16 protein-coding genes, 1 tRNA gene and 1 pseudogene are annotated in these 24,634 nt (G+C 55.9%); 5 read left to right on the top strand and 13 right to left on the bottom strand.

Annotation, left to right across the window (positions count from 1 at the left end):
* Positions 1 to 9: 9 nt before the first annotated feature.
* Both U6037_RS26460 and U6037_RS26455 read right to left on the bottom strand, forming a co-directional pair.
* The gene (locus U6037_RS26460; protein WP_322845026.1) at positions 10 to 1,761 is read right to left on the bottom strand and encodes a restriction endonuclease subunit S; all 1,752 of its coding nucleotides are present in this window, start codon (positions 1,759 to 1,761) and stop codon (positions 10 to 12) included.
* Positions 1,754 to 3,301, bottom strand: a complete 1,548-nt coding sequence (locus tag U6037_RS26455) for an N-6 DNA methylase (protein WP_322845025.1) — start codon at positions 3,299 to 3,301, stop codon at positions 1,754 to 1,756. Before U6037_RS26455 ends, U6037_RS26460 begins: the two co-directional genes overlap by 8 nt.
* 835 nt (positions 3,302 to 4,136) lie before the next feature.
* Between U6037_RS26455 and U6037_RS26450 the strand changes: the two genes are divergently transcribed.
* Both U6037_RS26450 and U6037_RS26445 read left to right on the top strand, forming a co-directional pair.
* On the top strand, positions 4,137 to 4,502 hold the full coding sequence (locus U6037_RS26450; protein WP_322845024.1) for a type IV secretion system protein: 366 nt from the start codon (positions 4,137 to 4,139) through the stop codon (positions 4,500 to 4,502).
* Positions 4,503 to 5,563: 1,061 nt separating this feature from the next.
* Entirely contained in the window at positions 5,564 to 6,358 is a 795-nt protein-coding gene (locus tag U6037_RS26445; RefSeq protein WP_322845023.1) for an HNH endonuclease signature motif containing protein, read from the top strand.
* A 790-nt stretch (positions 6,359 to 7,148) separates the two neighbouring features.
* Here U6037_RS26445 and U6037_RS29590 read toward each other — a convergent pair.
* The 7 genes and pseudogenes from U6037_RS29590 to rpsU form a co-directional block, all read right to left on the bottom strand.
* Positions 7,149 to 7,442 (bottom strand): helix-turn-helix domain-containing protein, encoded by a 294-nt coding sequence (locus U6037_RS29590; RefSeq protein WP_416221692.1) that lies wholly within the window; start codon positions 7,440 to 7,442, stop codon positions 7,149 to 7,151.
* 479 nt (positions 7,443 to 7,921) lie between these two features.
* Positions 7,922 to 8,972 (bottom strand): annotated as a pseudogene (locus U6037_RS26440) (site-specific integrase).
* Positions 8,973 to 9,098: 126 nt separating this feature from the next.
* A tRNA-Ile gene (locus tag U6037_RS26435) sits at positions 9,099 to 9,175 on the bottom strand.
* Positions 9,176 to 9,190: 15 nt separating this feature from the next.
* The gene (locus U6037_RS26430; protein ID WP_322845022.1) at positions 9,191 to 12,937 is read right to left on the bottom strand and encodes a bifunctional diguanylate cyclase/phosphodiesterase; all 3,747 of its coding nucleotides are present in this window, start codon (positions 12,935 to 12,937) and stop codon (positions 9,191 to 9,193) included.
* Positions 12,938 to 13,063: 126 nt separating this feature from the next.
* On the bottom strand, positions 13,064 to 14,908 hold the full coding sequence (rpoD, locus tag U6037_RS26425; protein WP_077574775.1) for an RNA polymerase sigma factor RpoD: 1,845 nt from the start codon (positions 14,906 to 14,908) through the stop codon (positions 13,064 to 13,066).
* A 67-nt stretch (positions 14,909 to 14,975) separates the two neighbouring features.
* Positions 14,976 to 16,940: a DNA primase gene (dnaG, locus tag U6037_RS26420; protein ID WP_322845021.1), complete on the bottom strand. Its 1,965-nt coding sequence runs from the start codon at positions 16,938 to 16,940 to the stop codon at positions 14,976 to 14,978.
* A 485-nt stretch (positions 16,941 to 17,425) separates the two neighbouring features.
* Positions 17,426 to 17,641: a 30S ribosomal protein S21 gene (gene rpsU / locus U6037_RS26415; RefSeq protein ID WP_002551877.1), complete on the bottom strand. Its 216-nt coding sequence runs from the start codon at positions 17,639 to 17,641 to the stop codon at positions 17,426 to 17,428.
* A gap of 199 nt (positions 17,642 to 17,840) precedes the next feature.
* Here rpsU and tsaD point away from each other — a divergent pair, with 199 nt between their 5' ends.
* A complete protein-coding gene (gene tsaD, locus U6037_RS26410; protein WP_322845020.1) occupies positions 17,841 to 18,866 on the top strand; it encodes a tRNA (adenosine(37)-N6)-threonylcarbamoyltransferase complex transferase subunit TsaD in 1,026 nt (341 codons plus the stop codon).
* Between the two features lie 23 nt (positions 18,867 to 18,889).
* Here the strand turns inward: tsaD and plsY are convergent, their stop codons facing one another.
* Positions 18,890 to 19,459 carry a glycerol-3-phosphate 1-O-acyltransferase PlsY gene (gene plsY, locus U6037_RS26405; protein WP_016983146.1) on the bottom strand — a complete coding sequence of 190 codons (570 nt, stop codon included), beginning with the start codon at positions 19,457 to 19,459 and terminating at the stop codon, positions 18,890 to 18,892.
* A gap of 74 nt (positions 19,460 to 19,533) precedes the next feature.
* Here plsY and folB point away from each other — a divergent pair, with 74 nt between their 5' ends.
* Both folB and folK read left to right on the top strand, forming a co-directional pair.
* Positions 19,534 to 19,890: a dihydroneopterin aldolase gene (gene folB, locus U6037_RS26400; RefSeq protein WP_064390789.1), complete on the top strand. Its 357-nt coding sequence runs from the start codon at positions 19,534 to 19,536 to the stop codon at positions 19,888 to 19,890.
* Positions 19,881 to 20,399: a 2-amino-4-hydroxy-6-hydroxymethyldihydropteridine diphosphokinase gene (gene folK / locus U6037_RS26395; RefSeq protein WP_322845019.1), complete on the top strand. Its 519-nt coding sequence runs from the start codon at positions 19,881 to 19,883 to the stop codon at positions 20,397 to 20,399. The genes folB and folK overlap by 10 nt, the downstream gene beginning before the upstream one ends.
* A gap of 98 nt (positions 20,400 to 20,497) precedes the next feature.
* Here folK and U6037_RS26390 read toward each other — a convergent pair whose 3' ends face one another.
* From U6037_RS26390 to U6037_RS26380, 3 genes are all read right to left on the bottom strand, one after another.
* On the bottom strand, positions 20,498 to 21,727 hold the full coding sequence (locus U6037_RS26390; protein WP_322845018.1) for a multifunctional CCA addition/repair protein: 1,230 nt from the start codon (positions 21,725 to 21,727) through the stop codon (positions 20,498 to 20,500).
* A gap of 63 nt (positions 21,728 to 21,790) precedes the next feature.
* Positions 21,791 to 23,353, bottom strand: coding sequence for a SpoVR family protein (locus tag U6037_RS26385; protein WP_322845017.1), 1,563 nt, complete (start codon positions 23,351 to 23,353; stop codon positions 21,791 to 21,793).
* On the bottom strand, positions 23,350 to 24,621 hold the full coding sequence (locus tag U6037_RS26380) for a YeaH/YhbH family protein (protein WP_007910114.1): 1,272 nt from the start codon (positions 24,619 to 24,621) through the stop codon (positions 23,350 to 23,352). Before U6037_RS26380 ends, U6037_RS26385 begins: the two co-directional genes overlap by 4 nt.
* Between the last annotated feature and the right edge of the window lie 13 nt (positions 24,622 to 24,634).

The following is a 24,634-nucleotide window of genomic DNA, read 5'->3' as shown; positions in this document are numbered from 1 at the left end:
CGGATTTCCTTATTTTTTATCACTTAAGATAAACCAGTCCTGATTGTTTTCATCTCGTGAAACTTTAACGATACTCTTCTGTTCAAGTGCGGCTCGGATATCGAGGAAAAACGATTCAAGCTGCTCTGTGGTGCTGTCGCTTGCATAGCCAGCGGCCGCCATTAACTGCTGCCCTGTTAATGGTTTTTTTGCGGTTTCAAGCGCTTTTGTTACGGTGATAGTTTCTTTGTTCATATGCCTTCCCGTGTTTTTGCCAGTGTTCAGCCTGCACTTTTTCGGTTTATTCGCATTTTCCTCGCGCGCAGTTTTTATACTTTTAAGTAGGGCGTCTAAAGAGTTGTTGCCGCTGATTAAGTCTGGGTTGGCGGTGCGCCAGTCGGCGGTGAGTTCACCACGGAACGCTTTACCTAAAGTGCTTTGGGTAAGTTTTTCTATATGGACCTGGGCGGCGGCGACCTTGTCTGCAATTTGATCCGAAAAAGCAATTAACTGTTCGACACGGCGTACGATTTCCTTTTGCTCTTTAAGTGGCGGTAAAGGGATGGGGAACCCTTTGAACATGGGGATATCGATTCGAAGTCGCGTTGCGCCAAAGGCTAATTTTTCAATTAGTTTTTTACATATTGGCGAATTGAAAAAGTACATCAAATATCTGGGTAAGGCAACGCGCTCGTCCACGTTCATTTTGATTACGTCGGGCGTAACCATAGCGGCACCAATACCATTTGGATAAAGGCAGGCCGTGCCCGGAGGATCGCCAAGTTTTGTGACAAGTAGCTCCCCGCCATAAACGCTATATTCTTGATGAAGCTTTTTCCAAACAGATTCATCCATAAATCCTGGCTTGTCTGTCTTGTAAAAACCTTCCCCTATATGTCGGAGAAATATTATCGGAACTCCCTCAGTTCGGAAGTCCTTAGCCTTGAAAATAGTACCAAACGGACCGGCACAAATAGCAGTACTAGAGTCTTCAGCAAGACGATGATTGTCTATCCAGCCCCAGCATTCCGGGATAGCATAGAGATCATCCCGCTCAAAAGAAAAATCAGCTTTCCGTATTTTCAGCTTGCCCTGCTTTAAGACCTCATTCACAGTAATCTGTTGTTCGGCGGTTTCATCGCTCGGATTTTGAACACGCCATTCTTCAGTCAGCCGCCCGGATATGGCAGCAGCGATGACGGATTGTCGAAAACGTTTGAGCAGTGTGGGGATGGCGCTGATGCGGGTTTTGATGGTGTCAATCTGGGTCAGCAGTTCGTCGAGCTTTTGGGCGATTTGGGTTTGTTCTCTTGCCGGTGCTAAGCGGAACGGCAGGGTTTTAGCTGTCGTCCCTGAAATCTCTTTGAACGTTGTTCCTGTGCCGAGGCTTTCGGCAATTTCCCGAATACTTTTTAAATAATAAAAAGCGTAACTAGGGTCGATACCTTCGGGGAAGGTAAAATTTTTGAACCCCTGATTTGTTGATACCTCATTGGCCGCTACTGCTACGTAGCCTATAGGTGCGCGGCTGCTGAACAGTAAGCTTCCTTTTGGTATTAGCTTGGCGGAGCAAGAGTCGTAACCTTTTTGCGATAGATCCCGAGAGCCTCTCGATATTTCTTTACGGTTATAACCACTTAGGTCCGCAGGCGTAAGCCAAGCAATTCCCTCGCCGGGAGGGGCAAAATTACTAGAATCATTTGCTCTAGGGGTGCCACCGGCAGTTACATCGGCGATTTCGCCGATTTCGAAATCGGCCCATCCGGATGGCAATTCACTCATCCCCATCACCCTGAACCACCACTAGGCCCATCACATCCGCCAACATGCGCTTCTGCGCCTCGACTTCCTCCGTAGCCCCGAGGGACTTCATCAACTTTTCCAGCTCATGCAGGGCCTCCGTTAGTTCGACCATGGCCTGGGCTGCCAGAACTTCTGGTGTATGGAGGTCGGCTGCATTGAGACTGTCGGCGCCCTTGAGCCAGCTGATATCCAACGAGTCGCCACGGGCAGCGATATCGGCGCGAGTAAAGACACGAAAGCGGCTGAGTTCGCCAATCCCTTCAACGTTCTCCGCACGCGGGCTGTTGCCGTTGGCATCGTCGCCGTAGCAGTCTTCGAAGGGTTTTAGGTGGTCAAGACCGAAAGGATTGCGCTTGCCAAAGCTAGGCATATTGCTGCGCAGGTCATAAACCCACACACGCTGTGTGCAACCTTCGTTTAGGCGTGGGTTTTTGGTGGTTCCCTTTTGGAAGAAAAGCACATTGGTCTTGACACCCTGGGCATAGAAAATGCCGGTTGGCAGGCGGAGAATCGTGTGCAGGTTGCATTTATCCATCAGATCGCGGCGTACATCGGCACCAACACCTGCTTCAAACAGTACGTTATCTGGTAGCACCACTGCAGCGCGGCCGCCGGGTTTTAGGCCTCGGTAAATATGCTGAAGAAAGGCTAGCTGCTTGTTGCTGGTTTTGTAGGTAAGGTCATCGCGGGTCGGGCCGCCACCCCCTTTGGCTGTGCCGAAGGGTGGGTTGGAGAGGATTACATCCACTTTAGGCAGGTTGGCGCCGGTCTGGCCAAGGGCGTTGCCTAAGAGCACCACGCCTTCCTTATCACCCTCCATACCGTGCAATAGGGTGTTCATCAACGCGAGGCGGCGGGTACCAGGAACCAACTCGACTCCCACAAATGCGCGGTTACGTTGAAAGGCTCGAGCTTTTTCGTCGAGGTTGCGGTGATCGTCGGTGTGGTTTTTGATATAGGCGTCGGATGCTATCAAGAAACCTGCGGTGCCAGCAGCTGGGTCTTGGATGATTTCACCGGGCTGGGGCTTGATGCAGTTGATGATGCTGTCTATCAACGGGCGCGGGGTGAAGTACTGACCGGCGCCGGACTTTGTTTCGCTGGCGTTCTTCTCCAGTAAGCCTTCGTAAAGATCGCCTAGGCCATCCTGGCGGGCACTGAACCAGTCAATGCTATCGAGACTCTTGATTAACTGCTCGAGGTGGCGCGGCTCTTTCAGGCGAGTCTGGGCATCTGCGTAGATCGCTGCGATTAGTGGATCAATATTTTTGCCCAAATCCAGCAGCATTTGCCTGTAATGGTTGAGTAGGGTAAGCCCCGATTTTCCAGATAAGTCCGGCCAGCGCGCTCCCTCTGGCAGCTTGTGGCAGAAGTCATCGTTGTTCTGAACTTGCTCGTATTCCATTTTGATAAACAGCAGCAGGACCAATTCGGTTACGTAGTCGCTGTAATTGATACCGTCGTCGCGTAGGACGTCGCAAAGATTCCAGAGTTTTTGGACGATGTCGCTGTTGTTCATGGTGACGCTCTAAAAAATGGAGGGGCGCCTCGGACGCGGTCGGGTTGCCCACCTAGATGAATTTTGTTGCCAGTCATGAGGAAGCTCATGGCAGCGATTATGTGCTCTGTGGCTCGCTCACTGGTGCCTTTAAAATGGTTGTCTGGATTGCGCCGGAATGTCTCGGGGCGACGTGTTCGAGTGGCTGTATAAAACGTTCAGAGTGTGCTGAGCTGCTGCTGTTGCCCTGGCGTAGCCTGGGTGTTGAGAGTTCGTTGGCTCTGTCGTGGTGAGCGGGGACAGCATTGTACTCCGGGTGCTTGGGCCATGGTCGCTCCTTTGAACTCTTGTCCCTTGATTGCGCCAAATCGAGCTTCTATTACGCAATTTTACGTTGAGCCTACCCAAGATGCGCTAGGTTTGACCATGGCGTAACGCTAAGAGAGCTGCTTGGCCCTGAACCATCGAGCTTTTCAATTAGGTTCCAAATGAATTTGACGATCCAGCTTGCTCTTCACAAGTGAATGGGCGCGGTTTTGCTCTCTGCCTATGTACAAATTCTTGAGTGAAGGTCGTCCAAACGCCATAGGGCGTTTGGAAAGCTGTGAAGCCAAGCCAATGTGTCACGCTGAATTTGCCCAGGTGGTTCGGCCCCATGTGGCTTGTGTCTGGTGTAGCTCACTCAAGATCCAAGCGTTCAAGGCTGGCACGGATAGCTGTACTCACGACATCCGTATGCCTGTCGATGATTGCGCTTAACCCCTTTATCAATTCTGTCTGAATAGGATCGGGAGTCACCTTCTTTTAACTTTCTCGCGATCTGATTCAAATTTCGACTTTCTTTCTCATCGCTTTGATGTGGCCCGCCACTACTCGTTTTTTCGATAGCTGGTTTGGCCAGGTTATGACCTATGTGTTGCGGATCGCCCTCATGGGGGCTGTCGTAGGGTTGGCGTTCAAAGGGTTCGATGCGCTGATAAACAGCGTTGATCTGGATAGTGAGCAAAATCCGCTGTTCACGTCTCTGGTTCTGGTTACCTTCACCATTGTTATGTTCTGGCTGCTGGGTGAGGCGAACTCAGTTGCAGGGCAGCTTGCCGGTGGGTTCAGCAGTGCGACAGTCACGCTTCGCGCGATGGCTCAGGGCGCTGCCTCGCCTATTCGAACTGCTGCTCGGATGATGAATGCTCCTAGCACGCGCGCGATATGGAGTCCGGCATGATGGTGACAGCTGGCCGTACAAATCATCTGGTGGCGGGTAATACCCTCTGGAATCCAGCTTGCCGGCAACACGTAATGCAAAACTTAGGTAAGAATTGGGGACATGCGAAAGGTGGAAGGATTGGACAAGGCTATTCGTCCTCCATTGACTTCTTCTGGCTGCATGTGTGTTTGCCCTGCGCGCCTTGGCGGGCTTACCCAAAGGGGCTCTGCCCCCTTTGGGCTTCCTGCCCCTTGCCGGGTGGAAGGGCCGCGGGCATAACGCCTCCCGCAACCCAGCCAATAGGGTCATCGTGAAAAGTGCGTCAAGGGTTCGCTTCGCCGGCATCCTCACCCGGTCCCGCTTCGCGGGCTGCGGCTTGTGGTGCCGCCCTTGACCCACTGAGTCCGCGCTGAATTTGTCTTGTTATTAATCTGTCGGTGTTTCGGAGTGATCGTATGAAGCTACGAAATACCATTACCGACGAAGAGCGGAAGCGCAGACAGGAAGCGGTCGATTATGCTCGAGCATCGACTGAGCTTTCGGGTTATAGCCTAAGCACTGAAGATGAAGCTCGTGCTCAGGCTTTTGTAAGCGGCGATCTGAGCTTTAGTGATTTTGTAAGCTCTAGAGCGCCGTCTCAGCTGGAAGATGTGTCAAGGGCATCATCGGACGCCCCAACGGAGCGGAGCCTATGAATGCTGTCAGTTGCGCTTGAGATCGCCTTTGAAGGTCTTACTCGGACTGCTGATGAATAGCAGTGTGCTCACGCTTTTATTTCATGGATTGCTTACGTCGGTAGACTTCGTATCTACAGCAGAGGGGAACCCTGCTACTCAGCTCTCCGCTGCAAGTGACCGTTGGTTGATCATTGAGGCTGAGGGAGCCCCAAAATCCGCATTGCAACGATTTCTGATTTTTCAGGACTCTGTTGTGTTGCTAGTAGCGCTGATTGCAAAATGCTATTACGCTGAGTAAAGCCAGGGCGGTGTCATTAATTCAATGCGTTGCCTCGAATTGGAAGCAGTTAACAGTGTGCTACGGCATTAATTTTGCTACAGATATTTTTCTAAGGGATTTAGATGAAAAGAAATAGAAATGTTGGCGGGGTTGTAATTGGCGGGCCTTCCAATGATCTCGTTTCAGCGGTCGAGCGTTTTGTTTATCGGAGACCTATTGACGAGGGTGAGAAGGTCGAGTTTGAGTTTATTGATTTAAAAAAAATTGCGCTTGAGTCAGTAAATATATCCGAAAACACGGCGCTGCATAAAGTTCTTGACGATATCGCGTACACGAATTTTTATATATATTCTTATGACGATCTAGACTGGATTGGCGAGTACTCCGACTTTGTGGATTATGTGGTTGGAATGTTCGGGCATATGCAGCTAGCTGTTCCGAGAGAGTTTTATAGGAAAACAGATGAGGGTATCATTGACGCTCGCAATAAATATCGAGATTATTTCATAGGAGGGCTTCGGGTTCTTGTAGGGTCCGCATTTTCTCATTTGTGGCAGCGGAAGCAGTTCTTATTCGATTTTAATGCAAGACTTGCAAAGGAGATTTCTCCACTTTTAAAATCAGAATTTCCATTTCTAGCTAAAGATGGACAGCTGCCAAGAGCGACATATTTCCCGGTGTGGGTTGATAATTTACTTGTTCATCGTGAGCGCGGGCTTTGTCATTATTGCGGTGGGCCTGCAGCGTTGGTTTCTTTGCCGAATCAAACCTATGATATTGATCATATGGTGCCCATCGCTAGTGGCGGTACTAATGATGCAACTAATTTGGTGCTTTCCTGCCCTGAATGTAATAATAAAAAACGAGCTAATTATCAAGTTGTTCCCGATACGTTTGCATGGCCTACAAGAAGCTAATTTTCAGAAAATAAGCTTGGTCTTTTGAGCGAGACACTTGTGCTAGTTAATTTACTAGTTCGTAGCTGAAAGCTGGGTCAAGGGCATCACCGGAGGCCGAAGCGGAGCGGAGCCCGTCAGGGCGAGCACCGAACGGGCGAGGATGATGGGCGCAGCCTTTACCCTTGATACAGCTGCAAGCGTCCAAGCCTAGCGCCAGGGGTAGTAACCGAAGCGGCAGGACGTGCCCCTGCCGCCAGTCCGGCAAGGATAGGACGCGGGGTGCAACCGAAGGGGTTGCCCAAGCGGAGCGCGGAGAGGCCTAAAGTTCTTAAAAAACGTCATCATGGCGTTCGCTGTGGCCGTAACTTGGCAAGGAATCTGTTCCCCACTCCTCGGTCCACTTTCACCTCGCTTGCCGGCGGCTTGTTTGGTGAAGGAAGGCTCGCCTGAGGTCTTCTGTTTTTTGCTATCTCCAAACCAAGGTTCGGTTTGAATTGCCAAGCCCGATATTTCATCGCTACCCCAGAGAGCCAGTATTCAGGTCCCTTTTTGATGAAATCTGCGGCCATAGCCCCGGCCAGTTCATCCAGAAGCGTCTGGGCGGCATCGGTGGGGATTCCATGCAGGATCCTGCCAACTGAATCCTTGGAATGCTTCGTCAACCCTTGTGGATAAACCAGATGCCTAGATGACGTGTCCGAAGGTAGTGGTGGCTTTGATTTGGTTTTATTTGGTAGTTCAAGGCCTGACATCTGCGTGGCGTCGGGCGGTGACACCCGGCTGACATCCCCCCCCTGTCAGTTGAATGTCATGGGGGGTGACATAGCTGTGACAACCCGCTCAACGTTAATAGTGTAGAAGTTACTGTTTGTGAGCCGTCAGCTCTAAACCGTTGGGTAGAGGAGACAAGTCCGGCTTCACAAAGCTTCTTCAAAGTCCTTTGTACTGTTCGGGCCGAAACGCCGCATTTAGCAGCTAATAGTTTTACGCTGGCATTACAGGGCTCCTGTTCGTTTTCGCATTTAGCGATATAAACGAGAATGAGCTTGTCTTGCGCAGGTAGCTGCAGGTTAAAAACCCAGTCTATAGTCCTGTAACTCATGTTCAAGCCTGGAGAACTGGAGTATCAACAGACAGTGCCTGGTTGACTTGCGGAGTGCGGAAGTAGACTCGACGCCCAACGCGAACAACCGCAGGCTTCAACTTTCTGGAGAGTTCTGAGTCGCTGTACATCGCTACTCTGAATCCGTCTGCAGAGCGGTCGCAACAAGCTTGCGACTTGAGCCATGCTCATCAACGGGCCAAACCGGTCCAAAAGGTATTGTTCGGAAGTCATATGTTTCTCCGTAGTTACGTTGGCTTACGTATCATTTGTAATATTCGGAGAAAGCTATCAATTAACTTTGGTGACAGTAAGGAAAGTGGGTTGCTGGGAAGTTGTCGCCAACAGTAGTGAGGCTGTCTTGAAAAACAAATTGGTAACAACTAAAAACACAGGATAACAAAACAAAATATAACAAAAGGAAAACAATAGAAGGCAGCAGCCAAACAGCTGCTACTTTCTTTTTTAAGTTCGGAAACTCAGCCAAACTGATCGAGCTTACGCACCAGATTCTCGGCACGTAGATGCGTATAGCGCTTGAGCATCTGCATCGATTTATGACCGCTGATCGCGGAAACCTCCTGATCAGAAAGTCCTCCCTCGACAAGCTGACAGCTTCGTGTCGAAGATCGTGGAAGCGGAAATCGGGTACGTTAGCCTTTTTCTTGATCGTGCCCCAGACTTTCGTGAACGCATAAGGGCGACGCTTTTGGTCCTTTCCTGGTTCGCCGAAGAAGACCAAATCACAATCGATAGGACGTACCGGATTCGCCAGGGCGGTACGAAATACCTCGGTAGCTAATTTGCTCAGAGGGACGGTACGAGCGCTATCGTTTTTCGTATCTGAGAGCCGCACTATCCGTTTTTGGATATCAATCTGTGAGCGATTTAGGCTCGCGATCTCAGAAGCGCGCATGCCCGTTGCCAGGGCAATCTGGACAATCCACCCCAGCATGGGGTTGCTGTGCTTGTTCACTGCTGCCAATAGGCGTTTTTCCTCATCAGCCATGAGACGTCTGTTTCGACCTTCGCATGGGCTCGGCATACGAATATTGAGCACTGGGTTAAAGGTCAATCCGAGCCCTCACTCTTGAATCGCAACCGTGAACAGATGGCTTAGCAAAGCCAGCTCCAGCCGCACGGTATTGTTACTCGTGGGATTGCCGCGGTTGGTGAGTGAGCCCAGGCGGGTGTCGCGATAGTTAGCGATCACCTCAGACAATAACGCCGCGAGGGAATACTTGCCCAGATGCTGTATCAACTGCTGCGCCTTGGTGGCCTCTGCTTGCTGTGTAGTCGGCTTCTCGGTAGGGCTCACTTCACGGAGATAGCGCTGGAGCGCCTTTTCGAGCGTCAGTCGCTCGGAGCCGCAGCGTTGGATATACACGCCGCGCACCATTTCGTCTTCGGTGCGTCGTGACCAGTCTTCGGCGTCGCGTTTGGTGCGGAAGGTTTTGGCGTTGGTCGGCCATCCGGTTTGCGGATGACGGCCTTCCAGGTGCCGGCAGGGGTTTTGACGATTGTGGCCATCTGAATGACTCCAAAGGCGTGCAAGCGAAGCCGCACTGTACCTAATTTGTACCTTTAGACCATAGGACTGTATCCGCGATGGTTCCGCCAGAAACGCGAAAGCCGCGCAATGCGCGGCTTTGGAGTTGGTGGGCCCACACGGACTTGAACCGTGGACCAAAGGATTATGAGTCCTCTGCTCTAACCAACTGAGCTATAGGCCCTCAGTAGGTCGCGGATTATAGCGACGGTTTCTCGGCTGTGCTATCCGAATAATCCGATACGGTTACACGAAGAAACGTCGCGGCGAATTCTTCTGGCGGTAGCGGCAAGCTGACGATGTAGCCCTGGATCTGCTCGCAACCTTCAGCGGCGAGGAATTGTTGTTGCGCCTGGGTTTCCACGCCTTCGGCGATGACGGTGAATTGCATGCTCCGGCCCAGCGCGATGATGGCCCGGACAATGGCCGCGTCGTGGGGGTCGTCGGGCAGTCCGCGAACGAATGACTGGTCGATTTTGAGGATGTCCAAGGGCAGTCGTTTGAGGTAACTGAGCGAAGAATATCCGGTGCCGAAGTCATCGATCGCCAGTTGTACACCGAGGTGTTTGAGCTGGTGCAACACCGCCAGCGCCTCTTCGGCCTGACTCATGATGAAATTCTCGGTAATTTCCAGTTGCAGTAAATCCGGCTGTAGGCGGTTGTCCTTGAGCAGTTGTTCGATGCGTCCGAGCAGATTCGGCTGACGCAGTTGCGCACCGGCGAGGTTTACCGAGAGTGGGCCGAGGCTGTCGTAGACCTGATTCCATTCGAACATCTGCCGGCACGCGGTCTCGAGCACCCAGTCACCGATCTGCAGGATCATGCCGTTCTCTTCGGCCAGCGGAATGAAGTGCTCTGGCGGTACGTCGCCGAAAGTCGGATGACGCCAGCGAATCAGCGCCTCTGCACCGACCAGGCGATGGTCGTCGAGGCTGATTTTCGGCTGGTAATAGAGGAATAGTTCGTCACGCTCGATGGCCCGACGCAGTTCGTGTTCCAGCGCGATGCGTTCACTGGCCTGGGCGGTGAGGTCGCGGGTGTAGCTCTCGACGCGGTTGCGGCCCTTGGCCTTGGAGCGGTACATCGCCGCGTCGGCGTTTTTCACCAGTGTGGCGACGTCGCAACCATCTCGTGGATAGAGGCTGGTACCGATGCTGGCGCTGATGAAGAACTCATGCTCGCCAGCCTGGAATGGCGCACCGAAGCAGTTGAGCAGTTTGGTAGCGATGTTGTCGGCGTCGCTGGCCTGTTGCAGACCGGGTAGCAGAATGATGAATTCGTCGCCGCCCAGACGCGCCACGGTATCGATGTCTCGCAGTTGCTCTTTCAGGCGCACGGCGATGCCCTTGAGCAGCAGGTCGCCGACCGGATGGCCGAGACTGTCGTTGATGTGTTTGAAACGGTCGAGATCGAGAAACAACACGGCGCCCTGGCCGCCGTTTTCCTGCTGACTGTTCAGTGCCATCAACAAGCGGTTTTCGAACAGTGTGCGGTTCGGCAGGCCGGTAAGCGGGTCGTGGTGCGCCTGATAGTCGAGTTTGGCTTGGGCATGCTTGAGGCTGGAGATGTCAGCAAACACCGCGACAAAGTGGGTAATGAACTTGTCGCGATTGCGTACCGCGCTGATGGTCAGCCAGCTCGGGTACAACTCGCCGTTCTTGCGCCGGTTGGAGATCTCGCCCTGCCAGTGACCTTCGTCGGTCAACTGGTGCCACATTGCCGCGTAGAACGCGCTGTCATGCAGGCCGGAGGCGAGCAAGCGCGGTGTATGCCCGAGCGCTTCGCTTTCGCTGTAACCGGTAATCTCGGTAAAGGCGCGGTTGACCGCGCTGATGTGCTGTTGGGTGTCAGTGATCAACACGCCTTCAGCGGTGCTTTCGAACACGGTGGCGGCCTGTTGCAGTTTTTCCTGCATCAGGTGACGTTCGGTGATGTCCCGGGCGATAGTCAGCATGCAGTCTTCTTCACCGATCGGCAGCGGACGGCTGGAGACCTCGCAGAGACGAATCTGCCCGTCACTGCGACGGATGTGGCAGGTGAAGTCACGGACGAAGCCGTCGCGATGCAACAGATCGAGCATCTGTTTGCGTTCATTGAGATTGACCCAGATCCCCAGGTCCAGCGCCGAGCGGTCCACCGACATGGCGCTGTTGAACCCGGTAATGCGGCTGAAACCTTCGTTGACCTCCAGTAGCAGGCCATCGCTCTGGCGCGACAACAACAAACCGTCCGGCGAGGCATGGAAGGCTTTGGCGAACTTCTCTTCGGAGGTTTGCAGTTGTTGTTGGGTTTCCTTGAGCTGGGTGATGTCACGTACCACGACGACAAGCGCAGGGGTCGTGTCGAGGTCAAACGGCTCGGCGGAAATCAGGCCGGTAAACAGCTGGCCGTTGTTGCGGCGAAACGGCATCTCCAGATTGCGAATACTGCCCGCCTGCAAACGCTGCAGCAGCCCCGGACCGACGCCGGGAATGCCCCAGATATTGAGGTCGGTCGCCGTTTGCCCCAGCACTTCCTCGGCTTTCAGCCCGATCTGTTCTTCAAACGCTTCGTTGACCTCCAGCAGGCAGCCATCCGACAGCCGTGCAATCACCAGAATGTCCGGGCATTGCTGGAAGACCGAGGCGAATTTCTGCTCCGAAAGCCGCAGCGCCTCTTCAGTGCGCTTGATTTCGCTGATGTCGATCATCAAGCCACGCATCACCGGCTCGTGGCCATGTTCGATCAGGCTGACGATGTCGCGTACCCACAGGCAGCGGCCATCAGCGGTGATCACGCGGTAATCGACGATGTGATCGCGCCCCTCACGCAGGGCTTCTTTGCAGTAACTTTGCGTGCGAGTCAGGTCGGCCGGATGAATGATGTTGTGCCAGAAACCGGGGATCAGCCAATGGGATTGTGGGTAGCCGAGCAAGTCTTCGGCGTGGGGCGACACATAGCTGTAGGTGAAGTCGCTCATCCGCGCTTCCCAGGCAATGGCCGACAGGCTCTCGACCAGGCCGCGATAGTGGTATTCGCTGCTGCGCAGTTCCTGTTCGAGGTCGATGCGTCGGGCGATTTCCGAACTCAGGCGGCGGTTGATGCGGATCACTACTGCCAGAATCGTTACCAGCAGCAACAGCCCCGGCAAGCCGTAGACCAGCAGATCCGACCAGAATGTCCGGTGATCAAGCACGTTGCCGACCCAATGCTCCTGAATGCTGCTGATTTCATCCGGGCTCATGTCGGCCAGTACTTTGTCGAGAATCCCCACCAGTACCTTGTTGTCACGGGGCACGGCCATTGCCAGTTGGTAGCGATACGGGGTTTCGCCGCTGACGTACAAACCGTCGAGCTTGAGCTGACGCAGACTCCAGACACTGGAAGCGAGATCGCCGACAACGGCGTCCACTTCGTCGGTCGCCAACGCTTGCAATGCCGAACTGACATTGGGCATGGCCACCAGATTCAGATCAGGGTGATGGGTGCGCAGGAGTTCGTGGGGCGCGTAGTTTTCCACCACGGCGATCTTCAAGCCGTACAGGTCGTCGAGTTTGCGCGGTTGTGCGCCGCCGATGTGGGCGAGGATGACGATCGGGAAGTCGAGATAAGGGCGGGTGAACGACAGATAGGTCTGGCGTTCAGGGGTGGACATGATGCCGGGTAGAAGGTCGATCTTGCCCGACTTCACTTGTTCCAGCACCACCGTCCAGCTCACCGGTTCGATGGGCGTCAATTTGATCGCCAGACGTTGGCGGATCACGTCGATATAGTCGGCAGCCAGGCCCTGATAGCGGCTCTGATCGTCGCGAAACTCAAAGGGCGGCCACGATGCATCGACACCCAGGCGCAAGTCCGGGTGAGCCGCCAGCCAGCTACGTTCTTCATCGGTCAGAGTCAGCGCGTCAGCCGTTGCGGTCCAGATCATCAATGACAGCAAAAAAAGCACGGACGCCAATCTGGGCATAACGCTCTCGTTATGGCTCGGGGATGATTGTTTCGAGTGTAGACGGGGTATGCGGGGGAGGGGCGTTGCGAAGGATTTAATCTGCCATATAAACAAACCCCCCGGCCTGGGCCGGGGGTTCTGGTATCACTCGTCGAGGAAGGAGCGCAGATGCTCGCTTCGCGTCGGGTGGCGCAGCTTGCGCAGCGCCTTGGCTTCGATCTGACGGATCCGCTCACGCGTTACGTCAAACTGTTTGCCCACTTCTTCGAGTGTGTGGTCGGTGTTCATGTCGATACCGAAACGCATGCGCAGTACCTTGGCTTCACGGGCAGTGAGGCCGGACAGTACTTCGCGAGTCGCTTCTTTCAGGCTCTCAACAGTGGCGACATCGATTGGCGACTGCATGGTCGAGTCTTCGATGAAGTCACCCAGATGGGAGTCTTCGTCATCACCGATCGGCGTTTCCATGGAGATCGGCTCTTTAGCGATCTTCAATACCTTGCGGATCTTGTCCTCAGGCATTTCCATACGTTCGCCCAGCTCTTCCGGGGTCGGTTCGCGACCCATTTCCTGCAACATCTGCCGGGAAATACGGTTGAGCTTGTTGATCGTCTCGATCATGTGCACCGGAATACGGATGGTGCGGGCCTGGTCGGCGATCGAGCGAGTGATCGCCTGACGGATCCACCAGGTGGCATAAGTCGAGAACTTGTAACCACGACGGTATTCGAACTTGTCCACCGCTTTCATCAAGCCGATGTTGCCTTCCTGGATCAGATCGAGGAATTGCAGGCCGCGGTTGGTGTACTTCTTGGCGATCGAGATCACCAGACGCAAGTTGGCTTCAACCATCTCTTTCTTCGCGCGGCGGGCCTTGGCCTCACCGATCGACATGCGACGGTTGATGTCCTTGATTTCTGCGATGGTCAGACCGGTTTCGGTTTCCAGCGCGATCAGTTTCTGCTGGCAACGAATGATATCCGGCTGTACGCGACCGATGGCCTCGGCGTACTTGCTCTTGCCTTTGGCCAGGGCGTCGGACCAGCTTTCGTCGACTTCGTTGCTCGGGAACTGACGCAGGAAATCAGCGCGTGGCATACGTGCATCACGTACGCACAGTTGCATGATCGCACGCTCTTGCTGACGCAGACGATCCAGGGCGCCGCGAACACGCTCGACCAGGCCTTCGAATTGCTTCGGTACCAGTTTGATCGGCATGAACAGCTCGGCCAGTGCGAGCAACTCGGCAATCGCTGCCTTGTTGTTGCGACCGTGCTTTTTCAGGGCCTTGCGGGTGATTTCCATCTGGTCAGCCACGGCGCCAAAGCGCTGGGCAGCGATGACCGGATCCGGACCGCTTTCGGCTTCTTCTTCGTCATCGGAAGATTCGGCTTCATCGTCGTCGGTCTCGTCGTCGGCTTTCGCCACTTTCGCTTCGACAGGCGGCGGCACTTCGGCAGGCGGCGCAATGCCGTCGTCCGGGTCGATATAACCGCTCAGAACGTCCGACAGGCGGCCGCCTTCGGTGGTGACGCGAGTGTACTCGGAGAGAATGTGGTCAACCGTGCCAGGGAAGTGCGCGATTGCGCTCATCACTTCACGGATACCCTCTTCGATACGCTTGGCGATTTCGATTTCGCCTTCACGAGTCAGAAGCTCGACCGTACCCATTTCACGCATGTACATGCGCACTGGGTCAGTGGTGCGACCGATATCGGTTTCCACCGCTGCCAACGCGGCGGCTGCTTCTTCCGCAGCGGCCTCGTCGGTATCGGCGTCGGCCAACATAAGGGCGTCCGCATCCGGAGCACTCTCGTGTACGGGGATCCCCATGTCGTTAATCATGCGGATGATGTCTTCCACCTGCTCAGGATCTGAAATATCCTCGGGCAGGTGGTCGTTGACCTCGGCGTAAGTCAGATACTTCTGCTCACGACCCAGTTTGATCAACTCAATAATACGAGACTGCTGTTGCGCTTTTCCGGACATAACACCCTATCCACTGAAGGTCTTGGCGGGCAAAAAACAAGCCGAGGATTATACCTGAGCTATGACCTCACGCGCCAGTTGAGGTCGGGTTTGATGCGGAAACATTGCGACTTAGTAGGTCGCGCAGTTGGTTTTTCTCTTCAATGCTCAGTTCGCTTTGACGCGCTTTCCTGAGCAACTGTTCCAGATTTCGCTCGCGTTGGCGGGCTGACAAGCTAGTAATGGTGTCGAAAAACTGTTGTTCAAGGTTATCTCCGTCAATCAGCCATTCCTTTTCTGCCAGTGCCTTGAGCAGGCGACCCTGTTCAGTGCCGTGCCATCGCGCGATCAACTGAAATGAGTTTAGCTTGGGATTCTTCTGTACCGCTTCGAGCAGCGCCACAAGTAACTGGGCGTTGGTCTGATTCTCGTCCGCAATGTGTCCGGCATCTTCGACGCGCTCGGCCAATTGCGGGTGATGGAGCAATGTGCGCAGGGCGGTCAGGGTCGGCGACTCGACGCCAATTGGTGTGCGCGGGCGTTGCTGATCGCGATCACCGCCACGCTTGCCGTTCTTGTCCCAGGGCTTCTTGTCCCATTTTTTGCCGCCAGCACCGGGTTTCTTCGGCGTCCACTCCTGCTGCGGCACATACATGTCCTGTGCCTGCGGCTGATGGTAGTCGCTGTAATCCGGCATTGCGTCGTAATCGATGCCCGGATCGTAGGCGGGCGGTGCTTCCTGCGGCGCGCTTTGTGCGAGCTGACTGACGGTCTCGCTGCTCAGACCGGTAATTTCGGTCAGGCGCTGACGCATCAGAATGCGCAGATTCGCGCCCGGCACCTTGTCGATCAACGGTGCGGCGAGGGTGGCCATGTGCGCCTTGCCCTCAAGCGAGCGCGGGTCGGCTTCTTCGGTCAGTTGCTGGAAGAAATAATCGGCCAGTGGCTGAGCGTGCTGATTGATCCGGGCCTTGAATGCGTCAGTGCCTTCGGCACGAACCAAGGTGTCCGGGTCTTCGCCTTCGGGCAGAAACAGAAAGCGTGCGCGACGTCCGTCCTGCAGGCTCGACAGCGTTGCTTCCAGTGCGCGCCAGGCGGCGTTGCGGCCGGCCTGGTCGCCGTCGAAACAGAACAATACGTTCGGTACCACACGGAACAGTCGCTTCAAGTGTTCTTCGCTGGTCGCGGTGCCCAGCGTTGCGACGGCATTCTTCAGGCCTTGCTGGGCGAGGGCGATGACGTCCATGTAGCCCTCGACGACGATGATTTCGTCGAGGTTGCGGTTGTTCTTGCGCGCTTCATAAAGGCCGTAGAGCTCTTGGCCTTTATGGAATACCGGGGTTTCCGGTGAGTTCAGGTATTTCGGCTTGTCGTCGCCGAGGACGCGGCCGCCGAAAGCGATGATGCGCCCTCGTGTGTCGCGGATCGGGAACATCACGCGATCGCGAAAGCGGTCATAGCGTTTGCCGGTTTCGGCGTTTTCGATCAGCAGGCCGGCGTCGATCATGGCCTTCTGCTGCAAAGTGTCGCTGCTCAAATGCTTGAACAGGTTGTCCCAGCCCGGCGGAGCAAAGCCGAGGCCGAAATCCCGGGCGATCTCGCCAGTCAGGCCGCGACCTTTGAGGTAATCCACTGCCGCTTTGCGCGATGGATGGCTCTTGAGTGCTTGCCGATAATAGTCGGCGGCAGCGGTGAGCAGCGGATACAGCGGCGAATCGGTCGGCTGGCGCGGCTTGTGTGGGCGGCCACTTTCTTCGCGAGGGATTTCCATGCCGGCGGCTTTGGCCAGATCTTCGACAGCCTGAGGAAAATCCAGGTTGTCGTGATCCATGAGAAAGCCGAGGGCATTGCCGCCCGCGCCGCAGCCGAAGCAGTAGTAGAACTGCTTGTCGGGGCTGACGCTGAAGGACGGGGTTTTCTCTTTGTGGAACGGGCAGCAGGCGGTGTAGTTCTTGCCGGCCTTCTTCAATTGCACGCGCGAGCTGACCACGTCGACGATGTCGGTGCGGTTCAGCAGGTCGTCAATGAAGCTCTGGGGTATCAGCCCGGCCATGGCGTTCTCATCGTCTGCGCTGTAAATAGTCCGATACGAAGGGCATTCGGACGCGGGTCGTTACTGTAGGCACGCAAAATATGCGGCTCGACCGGTGTCGTCTGCGTAATCGCTGTCGGGAAGTGTATCTGCCGAAAATCCACTGACGTTAGTACTCATCAGTCTTCGACTATTTGAAAGTGTTGCGCTGAATCCGCTGACGGCCGGTTGAGGGCCTCGGATAGCTCAATAAAGCGGGCACGCATGCAGGTGCCTTGGGCTGATCGTCGTGAGAGGAATCAGTGGGTGTGCTCGTCAGTAGCCTTGAAAGGCTCGTCAGAAAAGACGTGCACCGCTGGCAAAAGAGCCAGGTCTGACGCGTGAAGCAGATTTGTCTCGGTCGCGTGTGCGGCTTCGACGGTGAAGCATCAAGCGTTTTACGCAAATGCCATTAGCCCGGCTGAGAGCCGGGCTTAGGCAAGAAGCTTGCTACGAACGTCTGTGTATTAGTACAGACGAACGGCGCGGCGCTGTTCGCGCTGAACTTTCTTGGCGTGACGCTTAACAGCGGCTGCTGCTTTGCGCTTACGCTCAGAAGTTGGCTTCTCGTAAAATTCGCGGCTACGAACTTCAGCCAGTACACCGGCTTTTTCGCAGGAGCGCTTGAAACGACGCAGAGCTACGTCGAAGGGTTCGTTCTCTTTAACTTTGACGGCTGGCATCCAGAGCTACCTTCATTCATTACCGGGGTCAACATCCTCGCGGCAAAAGAGCACTTGAAGACGTCGGTTTTTAAGGGTTGCGGATGTTAACCCCTCATCGCTCGGAATGCAAAGCCTCTGATCGAAAACCGCTGGTCGGGGCATCACGCGGCGACTATTATGCGCGCCTTCGAAGTCAGCCTAAACAAGGCGCAAACCCATGCTAGTACTGGGATTAGAAACCTCCTGCGACGAAACCGGCGTCGCATTATATGACAGTGAACGCGGCCTGCTGGCCGACGCGCTGTTCAGCCAGATCGACCTGCACCGCGCCTATGGCGGCGTGGTGCCGGAGCTGGCCTCGCGAGACCACGTCAAGCGCATGCTGCCCTTGATCCGTCAGGTGTTGGCCGAGGCGGACTGCGTGCCGACCGAGATCGATGCGATCGCCTACACCGCGGGTCCTGGGCTGGTTGGTGCATTGCTCGTGGGGGCTTCCTGCGCCCAGGCGCTGGCGTTTGCCTGGGGCATTCCGGCACTCGGTGTGCACCACATGGAGGGCCACTTGCTGGCGCCGATGCTCGAGCCAAAACCGCCGGAATTCCCGTTCGTCGCTTTGTTGGTCTCCGGCGGTCATACGCAGCTGGTTCAGGTCGATGCCATCGGCCAATACAGTCTGCTCGGCGAGACCCTCGACGATGCCGCCGGCGAAGCGTTCGATAAAACCGCGAAGATGATGGGCCTAAATTATCCGGGCGGGCCGGAAATCGCCAAGTTGGCGGAGAAGGGCGTCGCAGGACGTTTCACCTTTCCGCGTCCGATGTGTGATCGTCCGGGCCTGCAATTCAGCTTCAGTGGTCTGAAAACCTCAGCGCTCAACGCCTGGCAGCAGTGCGTCAGCGCCGGGGACGACAACGAGCAAGCCCGTTGCGACATCGCGCTGGCGTTCCAGCAGGCCGTGGTGGAGACTTTGACCATCAAGTGCAAGCGTGCCCTGAAACAGGCCGGCATGAAACGTCTGGTGATCGCTGGTGGCGTCAGTGCCAACAAAGCCTTGCGCGTTTCGCTGGAAAAGATGCTTGGCGACATGAAGGGTGATGTGTTCTACGCCCGTCCCGAGTTCTGCACCGACAATGGCGCGATGATCGCGTTTGCCGGTTGCCAGCGCTTGCAGGCCGGTCAGCAGGAAAGCCTGGCCATCAGCGTGCAGGCGCGCTGGCCGATGGAGCAGTTGTCGGCGCTGTGATGAGTGTCGTTCATGGACGGTATTTAAAAATGCCGTTCGCGCCCGGCAAACAGGTCGCGTAGATTGCCGCGGTGGCGCCAGACGATAAGCAGTGTCAGCGCACTCATCGGCAACAGCGCTTCCGGTTCCTGCCAGGCCAGCAACGGCAGGGTCAGCGGCGTGGCGATCAGTGCCGCCAGCGAGCTGGTGCGGGTCAGGTAAAACGTCAGCAGCCAGGCGCATACTGCCAGCAGTGCTGCAGGCGGATACAGGCCCAGCAGCATGCCGGCAGCGGTGGCGACACCCTTGCCGCCGCGAAAGCGGAAATACAGCGGGAACAGGTGACCGATCACGGCGCATACGCCAATCCACGCCTGATCCTGCAGCGAAAGGCCCGCTGCCGAGGCGATCAGCACCGGCACCAGGCCTTTGCACAGATCACCGAGCAGGGTCAGGATCGCCAGTTTGCGACCGGCCAGGCGCAGCATGTTGGTGGCGCCGGCATTGCCCGAGCCACTCATTCGCGGGTCCGGATTTCCGGTCAGGCGGCTGAGCAAAATGGCGAAGGACAGCGAGCCGAGCAGGTAGGCGAGAGTCGCCAGTAACCAAAACATGCTAACTATTCCGGGCGAGGACGCCCTGATTCTAACGGCGCATTGCGCCCTTGTCGTGCAGTGGAGAGAAGTGCTTGGACAGAGTGTTTATCGAGGGCCTGGAAGTCGACACCGTGATCGGTGCCTACGACTGGGAGCGCGGCATCCGACAGTGCCTGCGACTTGATCTTAGCTTCGCCTGGGACAATCGCCCGGCCGCTGCCGGTGACGACCTGACCCTGGCGCTCGACTATGCCAGCGTATCCACGCGAATCCAGGCCTTTGCCGAGCAGGCGCAGTTTCAGCTGGTCGAGACGTTCGCCGAGCGTCTGGTCGAAGTCCTGATGAGCGAATTCAAGATCACTTGGGTTCGGCTAAAGCTGACCAAGCCTGGTGCGGTGCCAGCGGCCAAGGGCGGCGTGGGTGTGGAGATTGAGCGCGGATGTCGCTGACTCAGGTCTATCTCGGGCTCGGTAGCAATATCGAGCGCGAAACCCATTTGCGCGCCGGGCTGGATGCTTTGGCGACGTTTCTGGTGGATATCCGTTGTTCGGCGGTGTTCGAGAGCCAGCCAGTGGGTATCAAGAGCGGGCCGTTCTTCAATTTCGTGGTGTCGGCGTATACCGACCTGCCGTTGATGGAACTGGATCGACGCTTGAAATTCATCGAGGCTGATAACGGTCGTTACGCACCGGATCGCAAGGGCTTGCCGCTGGATATCGACGTGCTGCTGTATGGCGAACTGGCGGGTAATTTTGACGGTCTGGTTTTGCCGCGTGCGGAAATTCTGAAAAATGCCTTTGTGTTGTGGCCGTTGTCGCTGATTGCGCCGGATCGCATGCATCCGGGTGTGGGGAAAAGCTTCGCGACGTTGTGGGCCGAGGCGCAGATTGATCAGGTGCTGGCGCCGGTTGGGTTTGAGTGGCGCGGGCAGCAGCTTACGTCCTCAGATTTGTGTTGAATCGACTGACGTCTTCGCGAGCAGGCTCGCTCCCCTATTTTGGAATGCATTTCCCTGTGAGAGCGAGCCGGCTCCGGGCGGCGATCCGACGAAGCTCTTCAAGCGGACGCAGCGTCTTTGTAGATCTTCAACGCCTTCAGTCGCTCACGCTTCAGCGCTTCGCCCAGCTCCGGCCCTTTGAATCCCTTCTCCAGCAACGGCTGTACCGCGACTTCCCGCGCAACCCTGGCGGCGCCTCGCAAGTAATCCGCCTGTGGATAACTTCTCTGTTCCAGCCCTTTGCGTCCCCGCGCATCCATCTCGCACGCAGCAATAAATTCTTCGAAGCGCTGCGGTCGGCGATACACGTCAAAACTCTGCAGCAGTTCCAGCAATGTCGAAGCCTTTAACTCCAGCGCCCGGTGTCCATGGGTGTGGTACTTGCCAACCAGCAGCGCCAACTCCTGGCAGTCCTTCGGCGCCTTGAAGCGTTCATTGACCGCTTTGATCAGCTTCAGCCCGGTGTGCTCGTGGGCGATATGCCGTGGCCATTCTTCTTCCGGTGTCAGGCCTTTGCCGAGGTCATGCAGCAGACAAGCCCAGCGCACGGTCAGCGGTTGTTTGTGCAGCGCTGACTGCTCCAGCACGCTGAGTGTGTGCAGGCCGGTATCGATTTCCGGGTGATGCGCTTCCGGTTGCGGCACGCCAAAAAGCGCATCGACTTCCGGCATCAGCACCTTCAGCGCGCCGCAATCGCGAAGTACCTGAATGAATACCTGTGGCTGATCTTCCATCAGCGCGCGGGAGATTTCTTTCCAGCTGCGTTCGGCGGTCAGCGCTTCCAGTTCACCGGACTCGCTGAGCTGACGCATCAGTTCCAGGGTTTCTGGCGCGACCGTGAAACCGAGCCCGGCATAACGCGCGGCGAAGCGGGCAACACGCAGAACGCGGAGGGGATCTTCGGCGAACGCCGGAGAAACGTGGCGCAGGATTCGATCTTCAAGATCGCGCTGGCCATGATATGGATCAGTCAGATTTTGCTGATCGTCTTCGGCCATGGCATTGATGGTCAGGTCGCGACGAATCAGATCTTCCTCAAGCGTCACTTCGGGGCTGGCGTGAAACGTGAAGCCACCATAACCGCGACCGCTTTTGCGCTCGGTGCGGGCGAGGGCATATTCCTCGCCGCTTTTCGGATGAAGAAATACCGGGAAGTCCGCGCCGACCGGGCGATAACCCTTGGCGAGCATTTCTTCCGTGGTAGCGCCGACCACTACCCAATCGATGTCAGTAACCGGTTTGCCCAGCAAGCGATCACGTACGGCACCGCCAACCTTGAAAATCTGCATAAAAAACCTCCGTTAGCCCGACAGGATAACTCTTGCGTCGGACTTTCGGAGGCCGGAACCGTTTCAAAGATGAATGACGGCGAGGTCGAGCCGGCCGTAATCCCCTTCGCTGTGTTCACTGCGTGGCGGAACGTGATGGGTTTTCATGATCTGGTCGCCTTGCAGGGTTTCCAGGTGGATATCGAAGCCCCACAAGCGATGCAGATGTTTAAGCACCTCGTCAGTGGAGTCGCCCAGCGGTTTGCGATCGTGTTGCTGGTGACGCAAGGTCAGCGAGCGATCGCCGCGCCGATCGATGCTGTAGATCTGCACGTTCGGTTCGCGGTTACCGAGGTTGTACTGCGCGGCCAGGGTTTCGCGGATGATCCGGTAACCGGGTTCATCGTGGATGGCCGGCACCAGCAAGTCGTCCTTCTGATCGTCATCCATAATGCTGAACAGCTTCAGATCACGGATGACCTTGGGTGACAGGTACTGCAGGATGAAGCTCTCATCCTTGAAACTGCTCATGGCGAACTTGATGGTCGATAGCCAGTCGGTACCGGCGATTTCCGGGAACCAGTGACGATCTTCCTCGGTCGGTTCTTCGCACATGCGCCGAATGTCGCGGTACATGGCAAAACCCAACGCATACGGGTTGATGCCGCTGTAGTACGGACTGTCGAAGCCAGGCTGAAACACCACGCTGGTGTGTGACGTCAGAAACTCCATCATGAAGCCGTCGGTCACCAGGCCTTCGTCATACAGGTCGTTCATCAGCGTGTAATGCCAGAACGTTGCCCAGCCTTCATTCATCACTTGGGTCTGGCGCTGTGGATAAAAGTACTGGGCGATCTTGCGCACAATACGCACGATCTCGCGTTGCCACGGCTCCAGCAACGGCGCGTGTTTCTCGATGAAGTACAGGATGTTTTCCTGCGGCTCGGCGGGGAAGCGTGCGTTGTCCCTGTCGCTGTACTTGTCCGCGCCTTTGGGGATGGTGCGCCACAGATCATTGATCTGTTTTTGCATGTGCTCTTCGCGATCTTTCTGCCGCCGGCGTTCCTCTTCGGCGGAAATCGGATACGGCCGTTTGTAGCGATCGACGCCGTAGTTCATCAGGGCATGGCAGGAGTCGAGCAAGTCTTCCACCGCATCGATGCCGTGGCGTTCTTCGCACTGCATGATGTACTGCTTGGCGAACACCAGATAATCGATGATTGAGCTGGCATCAGTCCAGGTACGAAACAGGTAATTGCCCTTGAAGAAACTGTTGTGGCCGTAGCACGCGTGCGCCACCACCAGCGCCTGCATGCAGATGGTGTTTTCTTCCATCAGATAGGCAATGCAAGGATCGGAGTTGATCACAATTTCGTAGGCCAGGCCCATCTGCCCACGGCTGTAGGATTTTTCGGTGCTGAGGAAGTGTTTGCCGTAAGACCAGTGGTGATAACCCAGTGGCATGCCCACCGACGCGTACGCGTCCATCATCTGCTCGGCGGTGATCACTTCGATCTGGTTGGGATAGGTATCCAGGGCATAGCGGGCCGCGATCCGGGCGATTTCGCGGTCGTAGGTCTGGATCAGCTCGAACGTCCATTCGGAGCCGGTGGAAATGGGTTGGCGCTTCTGCTCTTTGGCGGTCATGTCACTAACCTGCGCTGGAAGAGTTCACGGAAGACCGGATAGATATCCCCGGCCGAGACCAGTTGCTGCTGGGCAAAAGTGTCAGAGAAGGCTTCGGCGATGCGTTCGTACTCGTACCACAGGGCTTGATGTTCGCGCGGGGTGATCTCCACGTAAGTGTAGTACTGCACAAACGGCATGATCTGGTTGATCAGGATGTCGCGGCAGATCGGCGAGTCGTCGTTCCAGTTATCACCGTCGGAAGCCTGCGCCGCGTAGATGTTCCACTCGTTGCTCGGGTAACGCTCGGCCATGATTTCCTGCATCAGCTTCAATGCGCTGGATACGATGGTGCCGCCGGTTTCCCGTGAATAGAAAAACTCTTCTTCGTCGACTTCCCGGGCACTGGTGTGGTGGCGGATGAACACCACGTCGATCTTGTCGTAGTTCCGTTTCAGGAACAGGTACAAGAGGATGAAAAAGCGTTTGGCGATGTCCTTGGTCGCCTGGGTCATGGAGCCGGAGACGTCCATCAGGCAGAACATCACCGCTTTTGAACTGGGATTGGGCTGCTTGATCAGCAGGTTGTACTTCAAGTCGAATGTATCGAGGAACGGCACGCGATGAATGCGCGCGCTGAGTTTTTCGATTTCGGCCTCGAGTTCCTGAATATCGCCGAAGTTGTCCGGCTCTTCGCGCCTCAGTCGCTCAAGTTCTTCTTTGACTTCACGCAGTTTCGCGCGACTGCTGCCGGACAGCGCGATGCGCCGTGCGTGGGCCGAGCGCAGGGTGCGGATGATGTTGATCCGTGACGGATTGCCCTCGTTGCTGATCCCGGCGCGTACGGTTTTGAAGGTGTCGGTGCCGCTCAGGTTGCGTTTGACCAGGTTCGGCAGTTCGAGATCTTCGAACATGAATTCGAGGAATTCTTCCTGAGTGATCTGGAAGACGAATTCGTCCATGCCCTCGCCGGAGTTTCCGGCCTTGCCCGGACCGCGTCCGCCGCCACCTCCAGGTGGCCGTGCGATATGTTCGCCAGCGGTAAATTCCTTGTTGCCGGGATGTACCACGGTCTGCTTGCCGCCGCGGCCGTGGTGAAGCACCGGTTCGTCGATGTCGCGACCGGGAATGCTGATCTGTTCGCCGTGTTCCATATCGGTAATGGAACGGCGGCTGACCGCCTCTTCGACGGCCTTTTTGATGTGGTCACGGTAACGCCGCAGAAAACGCTGGCGGTTCACCGTGCTCTTGTTCTTGCCATTCAGACGTCGGTCGATCACATAACTCATAGGAAGCCCTCCG

The sequence above is a fragment of the Pseudomonas sp. B33.4 genome, from assembly GCF_034555375.1.
GTDB lineage: Bacteria > Pseudomonadota > Gammaproteobacteria > Pseudomonadales > Pseudomonadaceae > Aquipseudomonas.
The sequence above is the reverse complement of the archived record's forward strand: the minus strand, read 5'-3'. Positions and strand labels throughout refer to the sequence as shown.